The organism is Fibrobacter sp. UWB11 (genome assembly GCF_900143015.1).
Taxonomy (GTDB): domain Bacteria; phylum Fibrobacterota; class Fibrobacteria; order Fibrobacterales; family Fibrobacteraceae; genus Fibrobacter.
Window position 1 is genome coordinate 847,010 of sequence record NZ_FSRT01000002.1, and the last position, 18,188, is coordinate 865,197.

15 protein-coding genes are annotated in these 18,188 nt (G+C 49.2%); 11 read left to right on the plus strand and 4 right to left on the minus strand.

What is annotated here, in order from left to right; translation table 11 throughout:
* Positions 1–5: 5 nt before the first annotated feature.
* Together BUQ91_RS12120 and BUQ91_RS12125 are read right to left on the minus strand one after the other, a co-directional pair.
* On the minus strand, positions 6–1,067 hold the full coding sequence (locus BUQ91_RS12120) for a tetratricopeptide repeat protein (protein ID WP_074209450.1): 1,062 nt from the start codon (positions 1,065–1,067) through the stop codon (positions 6–8).
* A 6-nt stretch (positions 1,068–1,073) separates the two neighbouring features.
* Positions 1,074–2,483, minus strand: a complete 1,410-nt coding sequence (locus tag BUQ91_RS12125; RefSeq protein ID WP_074209451.1) for a histidine phosphatase family protein — start codon at positions 2,481–2,483, stop codon at positions 1,074–1,076.
* 207 nt (positions 2,484–2,690) lie between these two features.
* Between BUQ91_RS12125 and secA the strand changes: the two genes are divergently transcribed.
* The 5 genes from secA to BUQ91_RS12150 are packed head-to-tail and all read left to right on the plus strand — an operon-like array spanning position 2,691 to position 9,672.
* Entirely contained in the window at positions 2,691–5,660 is a 2,970-nt protein-coding gene (gene secA, locus BUQ91_RS12130; protein ID WP_074209452.1) for a preprotein translocase subunit SecA, read from the plus strand.
* A 60-nt stretch (positions 5,661–5,720) separates the two neighbouring features.
* The gene (gene tmk / locus BUQ91_RS12135) at positions 5,721–6,353 is read left to right on the plus strand and encodes a dTMP kinase (protein ID WP_074209453.1); all 633 of its coding nucleotides are present in this window, start codon (positions 5,721–5,723) and stop codon (positions 6,351–6,353) included.
* Positions 6,350–7,450 (plus strand): metallophosphoesterase, encoded by a 1,101-nt coding sequence (locus tag BUQ91_RS12140; protein ID WP_072830835.1) that lies wholly within the window; start codon positions 6,350–6,352, stop codon positions 7,448–7,450. The genes tmk and BUQ91_RS12140 overlap by 4 nt, the downstream gene beginning before the upstream one ends.
* Positions 7,451–7,493: 43 nt before the next feature.
* Positions 7,494–7,814: a nucleotidyltransferase family protein gene (locus BUQ91_RS12145; RefSeq protein WP_072830833.1), complete on the plus strand. Its 321-nt coding sequence runs from the start codon at positions 7,494–7,496 to the stop codon at positions 7,812–7,814.
* Between the two features lie 16 nt (positions 7,815–7,830).
* On the plus strand, positions 7,831–9,672 hold the full coding sequence (locus BUQ91_RS12150; protein ID WP_072830831.1) for an ABC transporter substrate-binding protein: 1,842 nt from the start codon (positions 7,831–7,833) through the stop codon (positions 9,670–9,672).
* A gap of 119 nt (positions 9,673–9,791) precedes the next feature.
* Here the strand turns inward: BUQ91_RS12150 and BUQ91_RS12155 are convergent, their stop codons facing one another.
* Complete coding sequence (locus BUQ91_RS12155) at positions 9,792–10,001, minus strand: hypothetical protein (protein WP_072830828.1); 210 nt, start codon at positions 9,999–10,001, stop codon at positions 9,792–9,794.
* 220 nt (positions 10,002–10,221) lie between these two features.
* Here BUQ91_RS12155 and BUQ91_RS12160 point away from each other — a divergent pair, with 220 nt between their 5' ends.
* Both BUQ91_RS12160 and BUQ91_RS12165 read left to right on the plus strand, forming a co-directional pair.
* Positions 10,222–11,157: a tetratricopeptide repeat protein gene (locus BUQ91_RS12160; RefSeq protein ID WP_254842345.1), complete on the plus strand. Its 936-nt coding sequence runs from the start codon at positions 10,222–10,224 to the stop codon at positions 11,155–11,157.
* 154 nt (positions 11,158–11,311) lie between these two features.
* Positions 11,312–12,076, plus strand: coding sequence for an NYN domain-containing protein (locus BUQ91_RS12165; protein WP_074209454.1), 765 nt, complete (start codon positions 11,312–11,314; stop codon positions 12,074–12,076).
* A gap of 14 nt (positions 12,077–12,090) precedes the next feature.
* Here BUQ91_RS12165 and BUQ91_RS12170 read toward each other — a convergent pair whose 3' ends face one another.
* Positions 12,091–12,942: a hypothetical protein gene (locus BUQ91_RS12170; protein ID WP_072830825.1), complete on the minus strand. Its 852-nt coding sequence runs from the start codon at positions 12,940–12,942 to the stop codon at positions 12,091–12,093.
* Positions 12,943–13,155: 213 nt separating this feature from the next.
* On the opposite strand from BUQ91_RS12170, the gene BUQ91_RS12175 reads away from it, so the two are divergent.
* The 4 genes from BUQ91_RS12175 (at position 13,156) to BUQ91_RS12190 (ending at position 17,743) form a co-directional block, all read left to right on the plus strand.
* Complete coding sequence (locus BUQ91_RS12175; RefSeq protein ID WP_254842346.1) at positions 13,156–14,298, plus strand: ABC transporter substrate-binding protein; 1,143 nt, start codon at positions 13,156–13,158, stop codon at positions 14,296–14,298.
* 3 nt (positions 14,299–14,301) lie between these two features.
* A complete protein-coding gene (locus BUQ91_RS12180) occupies positions 14,302–15,102 on the plus strand; it encodes a cyclic nucleotide-binding domain-containing protein (protein ID WP_074209456.1) in 801 nt (266 codons plus the stop codon).
* Between the two features lie 39 nt (positions 15,103–15,141).
* On the plus strand, positions 15,142–16,167 hold the full coding sequence (gene purM, locus BUQ91_RS12185; protein ID WP_072830819.1) for a phosphoribosylformylglycinamidine cyclo-ligase: 1,026 nt from the start codon (positions 15,142–15,144) through the stop codon (positions 16,165–16,167).
* Positions 16,168–16,384: 217 nt separating this feature from the next.
* On the plus strand, positions 16,385–17,743 hold the full coding sequence (locus tag BUQ91_RS12190; RefSeq protein WP_074209457.1) for a glycosyl hydrolase family 5: 1,359 nt from the start codon (positions 16,385–16,387) through the stop codon (positions 17,741–17,743).
* The last annotated feature ends 445 nt before the right edge of the window (positions 17,744–18,188 follow it).

Sequence of the window (18,188 nt, forward strand, 5' to 3'; positions counted from 1 at the left end):
GAAAATTACTGCATCAGCCATTCTTTATTGAACCACTGATAAAGTCTTGCTTGTTCGGAGCGGTTCTTGATAAGCCATTGCGCAAATGTCGGGCGGTCAATGGGTTCGCAGATGGTGTAGATAAATGCTTCAACTAATCCTTCGCGGATAAGTCCCTGATAAAATCTCTGGATGGGGTCATCGATTTCGTCGGTGAAGGCGATGAGCTTGATGTTTTTTCTCAGAATGTGGATTAAGAATTCAGTTTGTTCTGCCGAGGAGGAATCCTTGTCGTAGAGTTTGCGCTTGCCGAGTGTGTCTGTCACGAGCATAGTTTGGATGGCGAGCAAAAATTCGTTGTTGACGGTGGAATCACTATCGGTCTGTTTGATTTTGGGTGTGTTCACCTCGACTTTATTGTCTTTCACGAGAACAAATGATTTTGTTCGGCCGTAAAGTCTCGAAAGGTTATCGCGGATGATTTCGGCTTTTTTGGAGATGAACGTGGAATACATCGTATAGGCGTAAAATGCGGGCCACTTGCCGGTTTGACTTGCTAGGAATCCTGCGTAATAGTAGCAGCCTTCGTGCGTGCGCGTGTTGTTAATGCTACGCTTGATCCAGGCATAGGCGCTATCGGCGTTGTTCTTGCGCATGTAGGTGATGGTTGCGTTGTAGGGGATGTTTGCCGAGTTGGGCGTTTTTTGGAATCCTTCGCGGTAGACTGCGAGCGCGGAGTCGGGCATGCCTTTTTCGTCGTAGATGCTTCCGAGCAGGCTATAGAGATTTTCGTTGATAGATTCTGTTTTGAGCTTTGTCGCGGCTTTGGCGTAGGTGAGAGCTTTGTTTAAATCTCGCTTGGCATGGTACGTAAAAGCCATCTCGTATTTGACGAGTGCGTTTTTGGGATCCTTCTTTTCGGCCTGTTTGTACTTGGCGATGGCATCGTCGAATTGACCTTGTTCGTGGAACTGGACGCCTTCGTTTACGAGGCGTTCGACCGCATCAGCATTTTTGTTGGCTGTATTTGAAGCCGCAAAAATTGAGGTTGTGGCGATGCAAAAAAGGAGTGCAATGGATTTTTTCATGATAAATTATTTTTTTAAAGTATAGAGGATAGCGGAGTAAAATTCGCGGACATCGTCCCAGCGGTAATACGGGGCAGCGGGGCATTTATCCTTGTTGGTGTCCTTACATTCGATGGGGAGTGTCTGCTCGATTTCGTTGTACAGGACTTTTACGAGGATGGAATTATTGCCGGAGGACTTGTAGAATACCATTTGCAGGTTTGCTGCCATCGGGATAATCTTGAAGTCATTCCATTGTTCGTGCAATTTGGTGAGGTCCGAAACTTTTGCGCTTGCGAAGGGGAGTTGCATCAAGGCAGCGAGGGGGAGGAGTGTTGCATCGTGACCAAAGCGGAGTGTGGCTGCAATTGGTGTTTGGGCTGTGCGTGCATTTGTCGATGTATCCAAGGCAATCGCTTCATCGGCTTCGTCAAGAATGTTTTGTAGTGTGGGGGCCGCAGATTTGAGTCCTTCGGAACTTGCGATGAGCGGACTTGTACCGACAAGACTGTACCACCAAGCGTTCTGGGCTTTCCAGCGTGTGATTTTTTCTTCGGTCGTGAAGAGATTTACGATGGAGTCGGCAGGGATTTTTGCGTTTGCTGCAATGTCATCGAGCAATTGCTTGTCCATGCCTTGGAGCGATGTAGCAATTTCAAAGAATCGGTTGTAGAATTTGTCTGTTTCAATATTTTTTACAACGTAATTACTGTCATTGAAGAGCTTTTTCAAGAATGGTTGCGGGTTCACGTTTTTCCACAACTTGTCGCTTTCGTCCGTGTAGGCCTTGACCTTCGAATAGTCGAGTTTGCCCCAATCGAAAGCGCTGATGAACTTCATGTAGCTTTTGCCAGAGATGAGTTCGGGCTTGATTTTCGGATTGAGCGAACGGAGTTCTCCGTTGAACGCGGCCATGCTCACGATGCAGCGTCCACTTGTGCTTGCGTACGCTTTCACGCGCGGTGTAACTTTTTTGCCACCGATTTTCCAGTCCTTGAAGACTTCCCTAAAATTCTTGTACATGCGGCTTGCGATTCCCTCGTGCTGCTTGACTCCCACTTGCGTGAGATCTCCTTTGCGCGGGGCGGCGTCATTTGCGAGTACCTTGGCGTAGGCGAGCGCCTGTTTACCGATTTCGGTGAGTTTCTGGGCGGAATCGGCTTTTGAAAGGGTTTCGAAAAGGTAGGTGTATTCTTCGTCGCTGTGGTGGTAACGGCTACCGTGGCGTCCGTAATGGCTGATATAGAACGGCTTGTATCCGGCGGGAATCTTGGCGTAATTGGTATTTACAGGTTCCGGGTATACGAGATAATTGCTCGATGTGAATTCGGGATGTTTTGCAAGCTCGGCATCACTTGTTTGGGCGTTGAGGGGGGCTACAAGGAAAAATCCTGCTGCAAGTAAAAAAAAGCCGTTTACGAAATCCATTTTTTTCATGCCACTAATATAATATATTGATGGTTTTGTTTAAGTAAACTAAATTCAAAGTTTCGTTTTAAGGCCCCGCCCGCATGATTTTTAAGGCGATTAGCCTATATTTCAAGTTGAAACGAAAAAATTGTGGCACATCTTTTGCTACTTTTAACCACGTTTAATTTTAAATCATGCCCGGCGGGAATCCGAGGGCAATTATAAAGGATAACCATGAGCATTGTAGATACAGTACTCCATAAGATTTTTGGTACACCTCATGAACGTAAGGTGAAGCAGCTCCGCCCGGTGATTGCAAAGATTCACGAAGCCTGTAAGGCCCTTGCAACGTTGGACGACGCTGAACTCGCTGCAAAGAGTGCGGAATTTCGCGAAAAACTGAATAACGGCGCAACGCTCGACGATATCAAGGTTGAAGCATTTGCGGTTTGCCGTGAAGCTTGCGACCGCCGCTTGGGTATCTTCAATATTTTCAAGCCGGAATTTGGCTTTGATTTTAGCCGCCTCGGCCCGGAACTTCAGGAAGCTGTGAACAAGGCCAAGGCCGAACTCGAAAGTGGCAAGAATGAATGGGAAGTCTACCTCCCGGCAGCTCTTTATGCCAAGGTTCGTGAACTCTATCCGGAATCTGTGAAGCCGTTCCGCATGTTGCCTTTTGACGTGCAGATGATCGGTGGCTTGGTGCTTCACGAAGGTGCAATTGCAGAAATGGCAACCGGTGAAGGTAAGACGCTTGCCGCTGCTCTCCCGGTTTACTTGAACGGTCTTTCGGGCCATGGCGTGCATGTGGTGACGGTGAACGATTACCTCGCTGGCCGTGACGCAAAGCAGATGGGCTTGGTCTATAAGTTCCTCGGTCTTACGGTTGGTCTTATTATCAACGGCCTCAATCCGGAACAGCGCCGCGAAAGCTACAACTCCGACGTGACTTACGGTACCAACAATGAATTCGGTTTCGACTATCTCCGTGACAACATGGCTGTTGAACCGAACCAGCTCGTGCAGCGCGAACTCAACTTCTGTATCGTTGACGAAGTCGACTCTATCTTGATTGACGAAGCCCGTACGCCGCTTATCATCAGTGGTCCGGCCGAAGACGCTACCGAAAAGTACGCAAAGGCAAACGAAATTTCGAAGCAGCTCGTCCGCAACAAGGACTTCTCTGTCGATGAAAAGGACAAGAACATCCAGTTTACCGAAAAGGGCGTGCTCCACATCCAGGACTTGATGCACATTACGAACCTCTATGGCGAACATGCCGACTGGGTTCACTTCCTCGATAACGCTCTCCGCGCTTGGTACCTCTTCGAGAAGGATGTCGACTACATCGTGCGTGATGGCGAAATCATCATCGTTGACGAAAACACGGGTCGTTTGATGGAAGGCCGCCGCTACTCTAACGGTATCCACCAAGCTATCGAAGCCAAGGAAGGCGTGCAGATCCGTCGCGAAAACCAGACGCTTGCAACGATTACGTTCCAGAACTACTTCCGTATGTACAAGAAGCTCTCGGGTATGACCGGTACGGCAGAAACCGAAGCAACGGAATTCATCAAGATTTACAACATGAACACGTGGGTCATTCCGACGAACAAGCCGTGCATCCGTAAGGACTTGCAGGACCTCGTTTATAAGTCCGAAGATGCCAAGTGGCGCGCCATTGTTGCTGAAATCAAGGAACGCCATGCGAAGGGCCAGCCGCTCCTCGTGGGTACGGCCTCCATCGAAAAGTCTGAAATCCTCCACGGCATGCTCGAAAAGGAAGGCATCCCGCACGAAGTCTTGAACGCCAAGAACCATGGCCGTGAAGCTGAAATCATCCAGTACGCAGGTCACAAGGACAAGGTGACGATTGCAACGAACATGGCTGGTCGTGGTACTGACATTGCTCTTGGACCGGGAGTGACTGAACTCGGCGGTTTGCATGTGCTCGGTACTGAACGTCATGAATCTCGTCGTATCGACAACCAGTTGCGCGGTCGTTCCGGCCGTCAGGGTGACCCGGGTTCTAGCCAGTACTTCCTCTCCCTCGACGATAACTTGATGCGTATCTTCGGTGGCGACAACGTCAAGAACCTCATGAACCGTTTTGGCGTGGGCGAAGACGAAGTGATTACCCACCCGATCGTTTCCCGTTCTATCCGTGGTGCACAGCGCCGCGTCGAAAGCCAGAGCTTCGATATCCGTAAGCACTTGCTCGACTACGATAACGTGATGAACGAACAGCGTAAGGTGATTTACGGGCTGCGTCGCCGTATCTTGAACGGTGAAGATATCCGTGACGAAATCATGAACCGCATCGAAGATGCTTGCGATATCAAGGTTTCCGCTTACATTCCGGCCAAGAGCTATCCGGAACAGTGGAAGCTCGAAGACTTGCATGCAGACTTGCAGCGCACGCTCGGCATGGAATACAACTTGACGCTTGAAGATGCAGTGACGAAGACACCGGAACAGGTGCTCGATGAAATCATCGACCTTTGCAAGGTGCGTTACGACAAGCTCACGAAGATTATTCCGGATGCTGACTTCCGCAATATCGAACGCCGCTTCCTCCTTATGACGATTGACCAAGTTTGGAAGGAACACTTGTATGCTATGGACCAGTTGAAGGATGCTATCCGCTTCCATGGATACGCCCAGAAGGATCCGCTGATGGTGTACAAGAACGACGGCTTCAAGATGTTCGAAAGCTGCCTCGAAAAGATTGCAACACTTACGGCTCTCCGCATTTTGAACATCCGCATCACGCTCCCGAACGGTGTGACGGTCTCTCCGGACCAGCTCCAGCTTAAGAGCCAGGAACAGATTGATGCCGAACGCAAGGCTGCTGAAGAAGCTGCTGCTAACGCAGGTGAAAATGGCGCCTCCGACGTCATTGCGAGCGAAGCGAAGCAATCTCAAGAAACTTCTGAACAGCTGAGTGCCGATGGCGCCAAGGCCGCAGGCCTCGCCGGTCAGGCAGCTTCTTCTGAAACGAATGCTCTTTCTGAAGATCAGCAGGCTCAGCCGATGCCGCAGAGCGCGCTTCCGGGCACTCGCCCGAACCGTGTGAACCCGGCTCTCGCTGCCGCGGTGAAGCGCGCCCAACAACAGGCCGGTGCAAAGCTCGGTCGCAATGACCTCTGCTGGTGCGGTTCTGGCCTCAAGTACAAGAAGTGCCACGGCAAGGACGTGGAATAATCCTTAACTGTTACCCCGGCCAGTCTTCCAGACAATGTGCCGGGGTCTCCTATAAAAAAATTGAAAACAGCGAAGAAATTTTTCAGCCTCGAAGGCATTGATGGTTCCGGCAAGTCAACGCAAATTGACTTGCTGGTTTCTGCACTTGAATCCGAAGGTTACAAGGTTGTGCGTTTGCGTGAACCTGGTGGTGCGAAAATTTCTGAGCGCATTCGTGAACTGCTCTTGGATCCTGCATTCAAGGGCATCATGGCTGACGATACCGAACTCTTGTTATACAATGCTGCACGCGCCCAGGTGATTCACGAAATCATCCAGCCTGCGCTTGATGCAGGAAATATCGTTATCGCCGATCGTTTTGCGTGGAGCACATTTGCTTATCAGGGCTACGCCCGTGGGCTTGGTGCAGACAAAGTACAGCGCCTCACAGAACTCACGTGCGGCGGTTGCTTCCCGGAACTTACCGTGGTGCTTGACTTGACTGTCGAGGCAAGCCGCAAGCGCATGGCGACTCGTGGCGGAGCACCTGACCGTCTTGAAAGCGAAAAGGCGGAATTCTTTGAACGCGTCCGTGAAGGCTACTTGGCCGCCGGCCGCGATTACAGCGATGTCGTGAGTGTTGTCGATGCCGACCGTACTCCCGATGAAGTCCATCGTGATGTCCTTTCACTCATCCAGGCGAAACTGAAATGATATTCTTTTTTATTCTCATTTTCGGCGTGTTTTTCCTGTTCATGAATGTCAGGAATGTAGCGCCAGGAATCAAGGGGAGCATTATTGCCGGTATTTCGGTAATCCTCCTCCCTGTATGTTTTCTGTTTAGGACAAGTTATTTTGCTTCGCTTGGCATGTCGTTTTTTGCGGTATGGCTTTGTGAAGCCTTGATGCTTTATATCCTCTGGTGGGTTGTCCGCGGCATCCGCCGTGCCATCGTAAAGAAGCCGATTAACCCACGCCTTGTCATTTCGGTATCGAGACTTTTGCTTTTTGTCTCTGTGCTCCTTGCAGTCATATTCCGCATTGTGGGTGTGAGCGCAAATGATAATTTCCATGTCCGTAGTTTCAAGGTGGCTATTCCGACAGAACGTGAATTTACGGCGGTCTTCTTTAGTGACCTCCACATCGACCCGTTATCCAACCGCGAAAAGATGGAACGCATTGTGCACGTGTCCGACAGTCTTCACCCGGACTTGGTTCTTTTTGGCGGTGATTTTGCAGATGTTCTGGATTCGACGCTATCTGCTTGGGAATATGACTTTTTAGTGCAAAAGTTGGCGGCAACTGCCAAGGTGGCTGCAATTGCTATCGACGGAAATCATGAAGGGTTCATTGAACGCGAAGGTGGCGACTACAAAAAATGGATGCAGAATAACGGCTTTGTCGTGCTTGAAGATTCTACGGTCTGTACGTCGTTTGCCTGCATTACCGGTCGTGTAGACTACAGCGTTGCCAAAATGCGCGATGTCGAACGCAAGCCGCTTTTTGATTTGCGCCCTCCGATGGAGGCTACAAAACTCCCCTGGTTGCTCTTGGATCACCAGCCGCGTGGCATCGAAGAAGACCACCCCGGTCGTCGCCCCGACTTTGCCATGTCCGGCCACACTCACAATGGGCAATTCTTCCCGGGAACAGTAATTATTAATTGGGTCTGGCGCCTTGCATACGGCCTTGGCGAGCTGGATCAGGTCAAATGGCTAGTCTCTAGCGGTGTTGATTCATGGGGACCGCCTGTCCGTGTCGGTAGCGATACCGAAATTTGGTTCCTCCGTTTTGTGCCTGACAGACTTTAATGTCATTCAGTGTCAAAATACATTAACTATATTTGAAACAACTATGACTCTTTGTTTAGAATCGGATCAGTTAGAAACCGTACAGAGAATACTTGGGCTCCATTTTGAGGGCTTTGAAGTTTGGGCGTACGGCACGCGTGTCACGGGTGTGGATTTGACCCCGGATACGGATTTGGAATTGGCAGTCATTTCGGATTCTCCTATTGCCCTCGATGATATGACTTCGGTGGAGAAGGCGTTTGTCGAAAGCGGACTCCCGTTCCGCGTAGATGTAATCGACTGGTCTAAGCTCCCTGAATCTCTTCAAAAGCAAATCAAGAAAGAACATTTTGTAATACAGGAGGCCGCCGATAGCTTCCAGTAAGACGGCGAGGTTAAATATGAATCGCTTGTTTCCTCTATTTCTAGCTGCAATTCTTTCGACTTCGGTTTTTGCACAGGACGATGTCGAAAAGGTAAAGCAGGTGGTCAAGAGTGGCCGCTGCTCGGATGCGATTGCTCCGCTGCAAAAAATTTATGGTTCTTCGTTCCGTAAGCTCGAAGGCGAAAAGGCTTCTGTCATGCTGGCGGAATGTTACCTCCGCACTGGCAAGAAAGACGCCGCTCACGATGTGGCATCTCGCTTCTTGGAATACCATGTGAAGTCCGCTTACCGCGAACGTATGGAACTTGCCCGTGCTGTTGTCGATGTCGAAAAGGGCTCTGTGTTCGATGGCGTCGAAGCTATGCTCCGCGTGCTTTCTTACTCGACCAATCCGGCTGCCCGTTCCCATGCAAAGGATGTAGTTATCCAGACATTGGCTGCTTCGCTCCTTACGGCCGACCAGCTCCAGTCCTTGCTCGAAAAATATCCCGTCGACCGCGAAGTGATGGGATGGATGCAACTCCAGATCGGCCGCGAATGTCAGAATGCCAAGCGCTATCGCGCTGCAAGATATTGGTACAAGAAAGTCCTCAAGACGACCTCTTCCGAAAACTTGCAGAAGACCGCCAAGAAGGGTATCAGCGCTCTTGAAGGTCTCGGTGCAGGCCTTCCGACTGTTCTCGTTCTCGCTCCGCTTTCTGGTGATTACGCAGAATTCGGTGCCGCCGCCGTTCAGGGTTCTCTCCTTGCATACGAACAGGCTGGACTCAAGGGCAAAGTGAATATCATTTTCCAGGATACGCATGCCGATGCTGCTATCGCTCTCATGCGCACGCAGCGTGCTGTCAATCAGGATAGCATTATCGCTATTGTCGGTCCTATCATGAGTGCTCCGGCAACGGCTGTGGCTGCATGGCTTGGTGCAAACTTCCAGCATGTGCCGATGCTTACCCCGACTGCAACCGATGCAGGCATCGCAAAGCTTGGTCCGAATATTTTCCAGGTGAATATCACTATGGATATTCTCGCTCAGACCATTGCAGACTTTGCTATCAAGTGCCTTGATATCCGCGAGTTTGGCGTGATGAGCCCGCTTGGTGAATTCGGTACTGCTATGTCCGAAAGCTTTACCAAGGCTGTTGAACGCCGTGGCGGTGCAGTTGTTGGTTTCCGTAATTACGAAGAAGGTCGTCCGGACTACAAGACGGAATTCAATCTTCTCCGCGATGTACGCTTTACTCAGGAAAACCGCCGTCGCAATATTGCCAAGGGCTTGAGCGACCTCAATACTGTGAATCCGAGAGATCGCAAGATTTACCTCGCTGATTCTACTAGTGATTTCCCGGGCCTCTTTATTCCGGCTACAAACCCGGCTGATGCAGGCGCTATGGTAAGCCAGGCTGCATTCAACAAGGTTTCTGGTACATATCTTGGAACGTCTGGCTGGTATGGCCGTGAACTCTTGATTCAGGGCAAGCGCCTTGTTGAAGGTTCTTTCTTCAGCGTTCCGGATATCGATATGAACAAAGGAAATGTCGCCTATACGAACTTTGTAAAGGACTTTACAGCTCGTTGGGGTGTTGAACCGGGTGAAGATAAAGTAAGTGGCCTTAGCTACGATGCTGCAAATATCATCTTCACGGCCTTGAATGCTATTACGGGCAAGCAAGACGACATGACGCATTATATCAATGCAACGAAGGACTTCAAGGGTATTTACGGTGACATCAAGTTCCGTCGTGGTGCAAATGCCAATACGCGAATCGTGACCGTGAACAAGGGCAAGTTCGAAGTCGTCACCACTTGCGAAAAGCAGGATGCGGCTGAAAAGGGTGCAAAGTCCAAGAAAAAGAAATAATTGACTTGTCATCCTGAGGGCAAAGCCCGAAGGATCCATAATTTCTCGTTTAAAAAAAAGAGCCCTGTGGTTAAAACCACAGGGTCTTTTGCTAGGAGGAGAATTATGCCCTATCCCTGTCAGCAGCATGCTGCAATGCATGCTGCCACAAAATCTGCCGATTCACCTTGTTGGTAGTAGGCGTAAAGGTTCGAGTCATCCATGACATCTTCGAGGTTTACGCCGCTTGTGGAGGTCAGTTCATCTTTAATCCGTTCCTTGAAGGTTTGGAACCCCGTATGGAACAGGTAGTAAAGAGCCGTGGTCTGCGTTTTTTGGAGCATCTTCATGGAAACCTCCGTTTTTTTATAAATCTCTCATTCCAACTCGTTCTAACTTCCCTTGCATCAACAACTTAGAATTCAAAAATGTCTAAAATTGTTGATAAAATGTTTATTTCTTATTAGTATCTATTGTATTTATACATTTTTTTACATTCAGAAACAAGCCCTAGCCATATTCCAAAGTGGAATGTGGTGATGCAGGTCGAAAGTTTCTAAATTGTCCATAATGCTAAAGAAATATATAGTTCCGCTTTTAATGGTCGCCGGCATTTCGTTTGCCGACGAAAATACTTTTGCGCTTTCTCCGGCCCAAAATGAACTTGCTGAAAAGATCACGCAAAAGACGATGGAACTTAACTATGTCGAGGCATTCAACTTAGCCCGCAAGCTCCGCCTAGAAAACGATGGTGTTGGCTGCGTGTTCCAGAACATCATCCGCGTAAGCATGTACGACGACAAGGGCGATACAACGTCGCTCAAGGTTGCTGCCAAGAATCTTGAGACCTGCAAGACCGAAGGCCTGTGGGATGCGCTTCGCAATTTTGAGATTGGTTACGTGCTCACGGAAACGGGACATTCTGTTAAGGGTGCTATGCAGACCCGCTCGGCGGCGAATCAGTTTGAAGATGCCAAGGATTTTGAGTCGAAGGCGTTTTACTCCATCTATGCCTATTACGTCGACAACAGCTTTGGTTGGCTCCCGTTCAAGTCGGATAACCGGGAATCGTACCTCAAGATTCTTGATTCCGGCTCATTGCGCTCGGCCCGGTTTTGGCCGCTGTTCCTGACACCGCTTATATGGATGCACTACGACCGCAAGGATTTCAAGACGGGTCTGTCCCTTGCCGAACGCGGACTTAAAAAAGCACCGAATCATCCGGTGATGCTCCAAATCAAGGCCGATATGCTTTACAGGTTGAACCGTTACGATGAGGCTGCAGCCATTTACGAAAAGAGTGCTGCCGACTATCTCGAACGTACCGGAAAGACAATTCGCTATTGGTGTTCTGTCTTGAATCTCATCCGCATTTATCATGACGCGGGTGACGAAGCCAAGGCTAACGAACAGCGCAAGAAACTTAATGACCCGGACTACCAAAAGCAAAAGAAATGGATGCCGGGCTCGCTTCTTGACGATCTCAACGACCGCAAGTTGATTTAAGTAGCAAGTAGACAATGGTTAGGGAATTGCAGTCCTCACAGCTAGAGTGGGGACTTTTTTGAATGTTAACAAAAATTATCGCATAGATTTTAGTACAAGCCCGGTAAAAAAGCGTGTTAATAAGTAGAAGCTCATTAACATATCAGGAGGCTTTATGTCGAGCAAATTATCTGTATTGCGTGTCGGTTTTTTCTTGGATGGTTACACGCTAAAAAAAGTGAACGAGTATTATCTCAAGTATCATCGTTACCATGCGCGCCTTGACTTCAGGGCGTTAAAGGGGTGGGTGAGGGATTATGCTGTAAGGCTTTTGGGCAGGGAGGCTTGTCCGGTCGAGGTGGAGGCGCATTACTATCATCCGTATGTCCGGAGTACTGATGTCGCGGAATTGTCCACTGGCGACGGGATGGATCGCTTTGAAAAGCAGCTTACGCTTGCAGGTTTCGAGGTCCATTATAACACGCCTGATCATGCCAATAAAATGGGACCGAACATGCAACTGGTCGAGGATGCGTACCTTTATGCATATTACCACAAGATTGATGTTCTTGTATTGCTCAGCACGCAGGGGCAGTATTCGACATTGCCGGAGCGGCTCAAGCGGGAAGGTGTCCCGATGCTTCTCCTAGGTTGGAACTTCATGTACGAAAAGGATAACACGACCGTTTGTTGGAAAACGGATTCGTGCTTGCGTGAACTGAGTGGTTATTATGTCGCTATGGAGGACGTTGCCGAAAAGTATCCGCCCAGGCATGGAGTTGCCAGGAATTTGTTCATGCTGCCGTACAGTGCTCGCCCTTCACATTCAAGTCCATGGCGTACTTACCTAAAAAAATTAGTGGATTCAATCGATGATTCCCACAGCGGGTTCGAAAAGGCTAGTTATGAAAAAAGCCCCGCGTTAGCGAGGCTCGGCTGAGAATTAAGTTGTTATTAAATCTTGTCCAATTGTTTCTTGGCCCAGGGGCTTAGGAACGTCCAAGTGAAGCGAAGACCTACAAACCAGGTATCGCCATCGTTGTCGGTATTGAATATTGTCGTATCGAGGTTTGCGCCTTCGACGTTGAGTTCGTTGTAGCGAACTGCGCGGTAACCGCCATAGAGACCGATCGAGAACTGTTCGAACTGGAGTCGAGCTTCAAGTTCGGCATTGAACGTGGCGGCCATGGTGCTGTAGTAACGGTCGCGCATGATAGTCTCTTCATTGGAGGACTTGTCCGTGACGACGTAGTTGGACGTGAAGTGGATGTTCATCATGTTGAATCCGATACCTACTGCCGGAATCAAGTTGAAGAATGCATCTTCGCCGAGCGTCTTCCACCCGAACATCCAGTCGACGCCGTAGTTGAACCAGCGTGCGTCGTAGAGGGGGAATGCTGCCATATTTCCGCTTGTGTCAATGGCGGTCATGGATTTTCTCGGACGTTCAGAAACCTGCGTGATTGCAAAGTTGATGTTGAACCAGGTCATGAACTGCTTGTACTGTGCACCGATATTGAAGTGCAAGTTCGGGTAGAACTTGTTGAACTTGCTGTACTTTGCAGAACCGTAGTATAGGGAAGTGTCGCTGCCGTTCTTGTTTTTGAGTGCTGCGTTAGCAAGGGCGACTGTATTTATGTAGTCGTTGAATGCGGGGAACATGCCGCGGAAATCACCACCGAAGGAAACGAAGCCACGGATGTGGTCCTTGTCGTAAAATCCTTCTTCGGCAGCAGATGAATTAGTGGCAAATGCAAGAATGCTAAATACCACAGCCAAGCATAAAGAGGCTATTTTTGTCTTCATAAAGGCTCTCTCCTAATAGGTATCTTCAAAAGAGATATTAAGTCAAACAATAAAATACATTATCTTCCGGTTTTGTGCATGAAAATTTACGATAGAATGATGAAAAACGGTAAAATAGGCCCATTTTCGCATTTAGTTTTGCCAATTTTGTGTTTTTGGGGCGCCTTGACGGGGATTTTCCTTGTAACAGGGTGCAATAGCGATAAGCAAGATATGAAGGTGGTCACATGCAACGAGGCGGTACATTTTGAGCAGATCGGGAGTGATTATTTCTCGATTGGCCGGTTGTGCGGAGCGGATGTCGCTGTTGTGCGTTCTGTGCTCGGTAAGGATACTATAGTCCATAAGTACGTGATGATGGATTCTGCGACCGCAAGTTTAGGGACGGATTTGCGCCGCCGTGGTTTCCCGGAAGAATGGCAGTCTGCATTTGTGTTGCGCGTTCCGCTCAAGCGGGTGGTTACTCTTTCGACTGCGCAGGTCGGATACATGCTCAGGCTCGGGCTTCGCGACAACATTATCGGCGTCTCGGATGGCCAGTACATTGTAGATAGTATTTTGTATGAACGGGCAAAGCAGAACACTGTTGCAAGTATCGGTTATGATGCAAGTGCCCTGGAAAAGCTCATGGCATTAAGTCCGGACTTGGTTCTTGACTTTACGACAGGCGGTGATTATGATAATTATGAACAAATTGCAAGAACGAGTTTGCCATTGATGCTCACTTCGGAGTGGCAAGAAAATACACCGCTCGCAAAACTGGAATGGATTAAGTTGTACGGAATCCTTTTCGGGATTCGCGCACAAGCCGATTCGATTTTTGAACAAGAGAAGAATAAATACGAAACGCTAAAGGCCTTGATTGCTTTGCCTGCGGCCCGCAATGACGAAATAACTCTGAATTCCCATTGTCCTCGCGTTCTTGCCGGTATGTCCTATGGCGGTGTCTGGCATGCTTCTGGCGGCAATAGCTTTACGGCGAATCTTGTTCGCGATGCGGGTGGCTGTTACCTGTGGGCATCCGATACGTCCCGCGAACTTACTTTCTCGTTTGAGCAGGTCTATGCGCTTGCCGATAGCGTGGACATGTGGGTGAATCCGTCTGCATTTGGTACTGTCGATGAAATCCTCTCGCTGGAACCTCGCGTAAAGAATATCAAGGCATTCAGGGAGAAGAAAATTTTCCAGAATGACGGGCGCAAGGGGCCTGGGGGAGGTAACGATTTTTACGAAGGGGCCATCACTCGACCGGCGGAACTCCTTTGGAATCTTACAAAATGCATAAAAGGCTCCGTTCCGGGTGTAAATTCGATAGATACCAGTTACAAATGGTACAGAAATATCTATAATTTTTAGCGTATGATGTCACACACAGGTATTGGAGATTGGATCGCCGCTCAGTATGATCTTGGTGTACCGTTTTTGCAACAGGTCCCGAGGGATTATGCGGACTATCTTCTTTTGAATTCGCAGATTCGCGAATATGATACTGGCGAGATTATTCTCCAGGGCGGAGTTGAAGGCGATTCCTTCTGCGTTTTGCAGAGCGGGCGTGCTACTATTTGTGGTCAGATTTTACCAGATGGCCATTATAGCGCGCTTGCGACTTTGGAAAGCGGCTCCTGTTTTGGCGAAATGTCTATCCTGTGTAATGAGCCTACTGTCAATACGGTTATTGCCGCTGAAGATGGTTGCACGGTTCTTCACATTCCGAAGGCGGAATTCGTGAAGTTCCTCGACAAGAATCCGAACGTCGTGGTTTACCTTTACAAGGTGATGGCGGATCGCCTCCGCGCAAAGAACCAGGCGTTTGACGAGTTCGAACGTTTGTCGCTTTTGGCTTCGGCAAAGGTGCTTCCGTTTATTGATTTTGCTCAGACAATGGAAAAGAGCCACATTACAGGAACGGTTATTTTCGAATGCTCCGGTGAATCGGGTTTTATCGCTTTCCAGGAAGGTCGAATTTGCTGTGCCAAGTGCGGAAAACTTGCAGGTCCGGATGCTCTCGAAAAGATGCTTTCGTGGGGTGACGAGACGCTGTTCAAGCTGGATACGCACGTGATGCCGGATGTGGTCAACATCAACCAGATGACGGATACGACAAGCCTCATCCTTGATGCACTCAGAAATATTGATGAAAAACAAAGTGCCCGTAAATAGGGCCAAATCGCTGCCCGCTCGTAGGGCAAAGGAAAAAAGATGAATTACGCAGACGCAGGAGTTTCCTTGGCACGTGCCGATGAGGCAATGGTCGGTGTCAAGAAGTCCGTACGTACCACATTCAACCAGGGCGTTCTCGGTGACGTGGGCAACTTCGGTGGCCTGTTCACTCTGAACCACCTCGGCATGAAGGACCCTGTCCTCGTGAGTTCCGTCGACGGTGTCGGCACCAAGCTCAAGGTCGATATCGAAATGGGTACGCATGAACTGCCGGGTCAGGACATCGTGAACCACTGCTGCGATGACATCTTGGTGCAGGGTGCACGTCCTTTGTTCTTCCTCGACTACGTGGCAACGGGCCGTCTTGAACCGGGTGTCATGGACAAGTTGGTTGCCGGTATGGCAAAGGCTTGCCGCGAAAACGATCTCGTGCTCATCGGTGGTGAAACTGCTGAAATGCCGGGCTTCTATGGTCCGGGTGACTACGATATCTCCGGTACTATCGTGGGTGTCGTGGAACGCGAAAACATCATCGACGGTAAGAAGATCAAGCCGGGTACGATTATCCTCGGTCTCCCGTCTACGGGTCTCCATACAAACGGCTATTCTCTTGCTCGTAAGGTCCTCTTTGACGTGGCTGGCTACAAGGTCGACACTGTTGTGGACGGTATGGACAAGTCCATCGGCGAAGCTCTTGCAACTCCGCACCGCAGCTACTACCCGAGCCTCATCGATCTTTGCAACAAGAAGAAGATCCAGGGTCTCGCTCACATCACCGGTTCTGGCTACCAGGGCAACATTCCGCGTATCCTTCCGGACAACGTTGATGTGATTATCGACCGCACCACGTGGGATCCTCCGATGATCTTCAAGCTCATCCAGCAGGCTGGCTCTGTTGAAAAGGACGAAATGTACTCCACGTTCAACATGGGCATGGGCATGCTCATCTTCATCGACCCGGCTGACAAGGCTGAAGTCGTTGCTCACCTCGAAGCTAAGGGTGAAAAGTGGACACAGATCGGTGAAGTCGTCGCTGGCTCCAAGCAGGTGAAGTTCCGCGACTAGTCATTAGTAGTTGGTCATTGGTTATTGGTTTAAATAATCGCGCCTTTGGCGCCTAACTAAGGCTGATGACTATTGGCTAATAGCTAATAACCAAAAGGCTTGCGTGTAAAGCGCGGCCTTTTTTGTTTCTTCTCACATTATCGCTTTCAAAAATCTTTTTTTCGTGCCTTTTGCCTTAATAAAATCTAATTTTAGACGAGGTGTAAAAAGGAAAATTATGAAAAAACGTTTATTGAGTTCTTTATGTGTCGCAGGTGCTGTGGCCATGTTTGTTGGTTGTGGTGATGATGCCGCTACGCCGTTTGCTCCTACGCCGGCTTCGTCGTCGAGTTTAGTTTGGGATAACCAAAGCAGTTCTAGCAATGGCGCGAATAACAATTTAGGTTCTAGTTCTTCTGTGGTGCCGGAATCTAGTGTCTCTAATCCAGGTTCTAGCTCTTCCGTTATTGTTCCGCCGGGCTCTAGCTCCAGCGTAGTCAATCCGCTGCAGTCTAGTTCGTCTGTAAATCCGTCTTCTAGTGCAACTCCGACTTCTTCTGCAACGGAGAGCTCTAGCAGCAACGCTCCGAATCTCGACGAGAATGGTTTCCCGACTCTTGAATCTTACGGTCCGCCTCCTGAGTCTTATACCAAGGACATTCTGAGCAATGGCAAGACCGGTTGGAGCAGCCGTTATTGGGATGCTTGCAAGCCGCACTGTTCTTGGCTTAGCAGTGTTGATACCTCGAGCGAGGAGACATATCAGGCCGGTCGCACCGTGGCGCGCAACTGCAATATTCACGACGTAGAAGTTCCTGCATTTACGCTTGGACATGCAGTACAGCAATACTGGATGGGTTACGAAGGCACGAATAGCGCTTGCGTCAACTCGAATGCCGGTGGTACTTATACTTGTACGGACATGGCACCTATCCAGGTGAACGAGAATCTTTCGTACGGCTACGTGGCGGGTTCTGGCGGTCTTTACAAGTACGGCTGTGGCAAGTGCTACCATTTGCAATATAATGGCGGCAACCATGCTAATGATGTCAAGGCGACCCACAAGGCTCTTAAGGGTAAGCATATTGTGGTGATGGTTTCCAATATCGGTTACGATGTGGAAGATGGCCAGTTTGACTTGATGGTGCCAGGTGGTGGCGTGGGTGCCTTCAATGCTCTCTCTACTCAAATTGGTGTGCCTGCTAGCGGTCTTGGTGCCAATGGCGGTGGATTCTTGTCAGAATGTCAGATCTCTCTTGGTTGGGATAACACCGTGGAAGCTTATCAGCAATGCGTCCTCAATAAGTGCGACGAGGTCTTCAAGGACTGGCCGAACCTGTTGCGCGGTTGCCGCTGGTATGCGGAATGGTTTATGGCTGCCGACAACCCGACATTCAACTGGGAAGAGGTGGAATGCCCACAGTACCTCATTGACCACTATATGACCAAGTTCAATACGACCAAAGAAAATCGCTGGCGTTGGCATGACGATTGGTCTGATTACAAGAAAGGCGACGTGCTTGACACGGTTTACTGCTGGAAAGATGGTGAAAACCCGAATGACCCGAATGGCAAGGGTGCTGGTTGTCAACCATAATTTTAAAAAGATAATTTGTTGTAAAAGTCGCAAATCGCGAACAAAATTCAACAATTGCAATCGAAAACGTCCCGGAAGCTCCGCTCCCGGGCGTTTTTTTTTACCCCGTCACACTGAACGAAGTGAATGGTCCAGTCATTTCTCGTCCCCGGCAAAAAGATTTCTGTTTACAGAATGTGAATAATCTGTCGTGCCGCGGCGCACATCCCGTTTTTTCCGAAAAAAGTGAAAAAAAGTGAAATTTTTTCACTTTTACCCCTTGCAAAGTCATCGTAAAATTCTATAATTGGCGCCGTTCCTGAGAGACGAGGCCGAAACGAAGAAACGAAAGCCGAGAACGAAGGAAAAAGCGAAAGCCCGCGAGACTTTCGGGAAGATTGAAGGAATCGGAGATGTGCTTAGTGACGGCCCAAGAAAATTTCTTGGAAGTCAAATTAATCAAGAG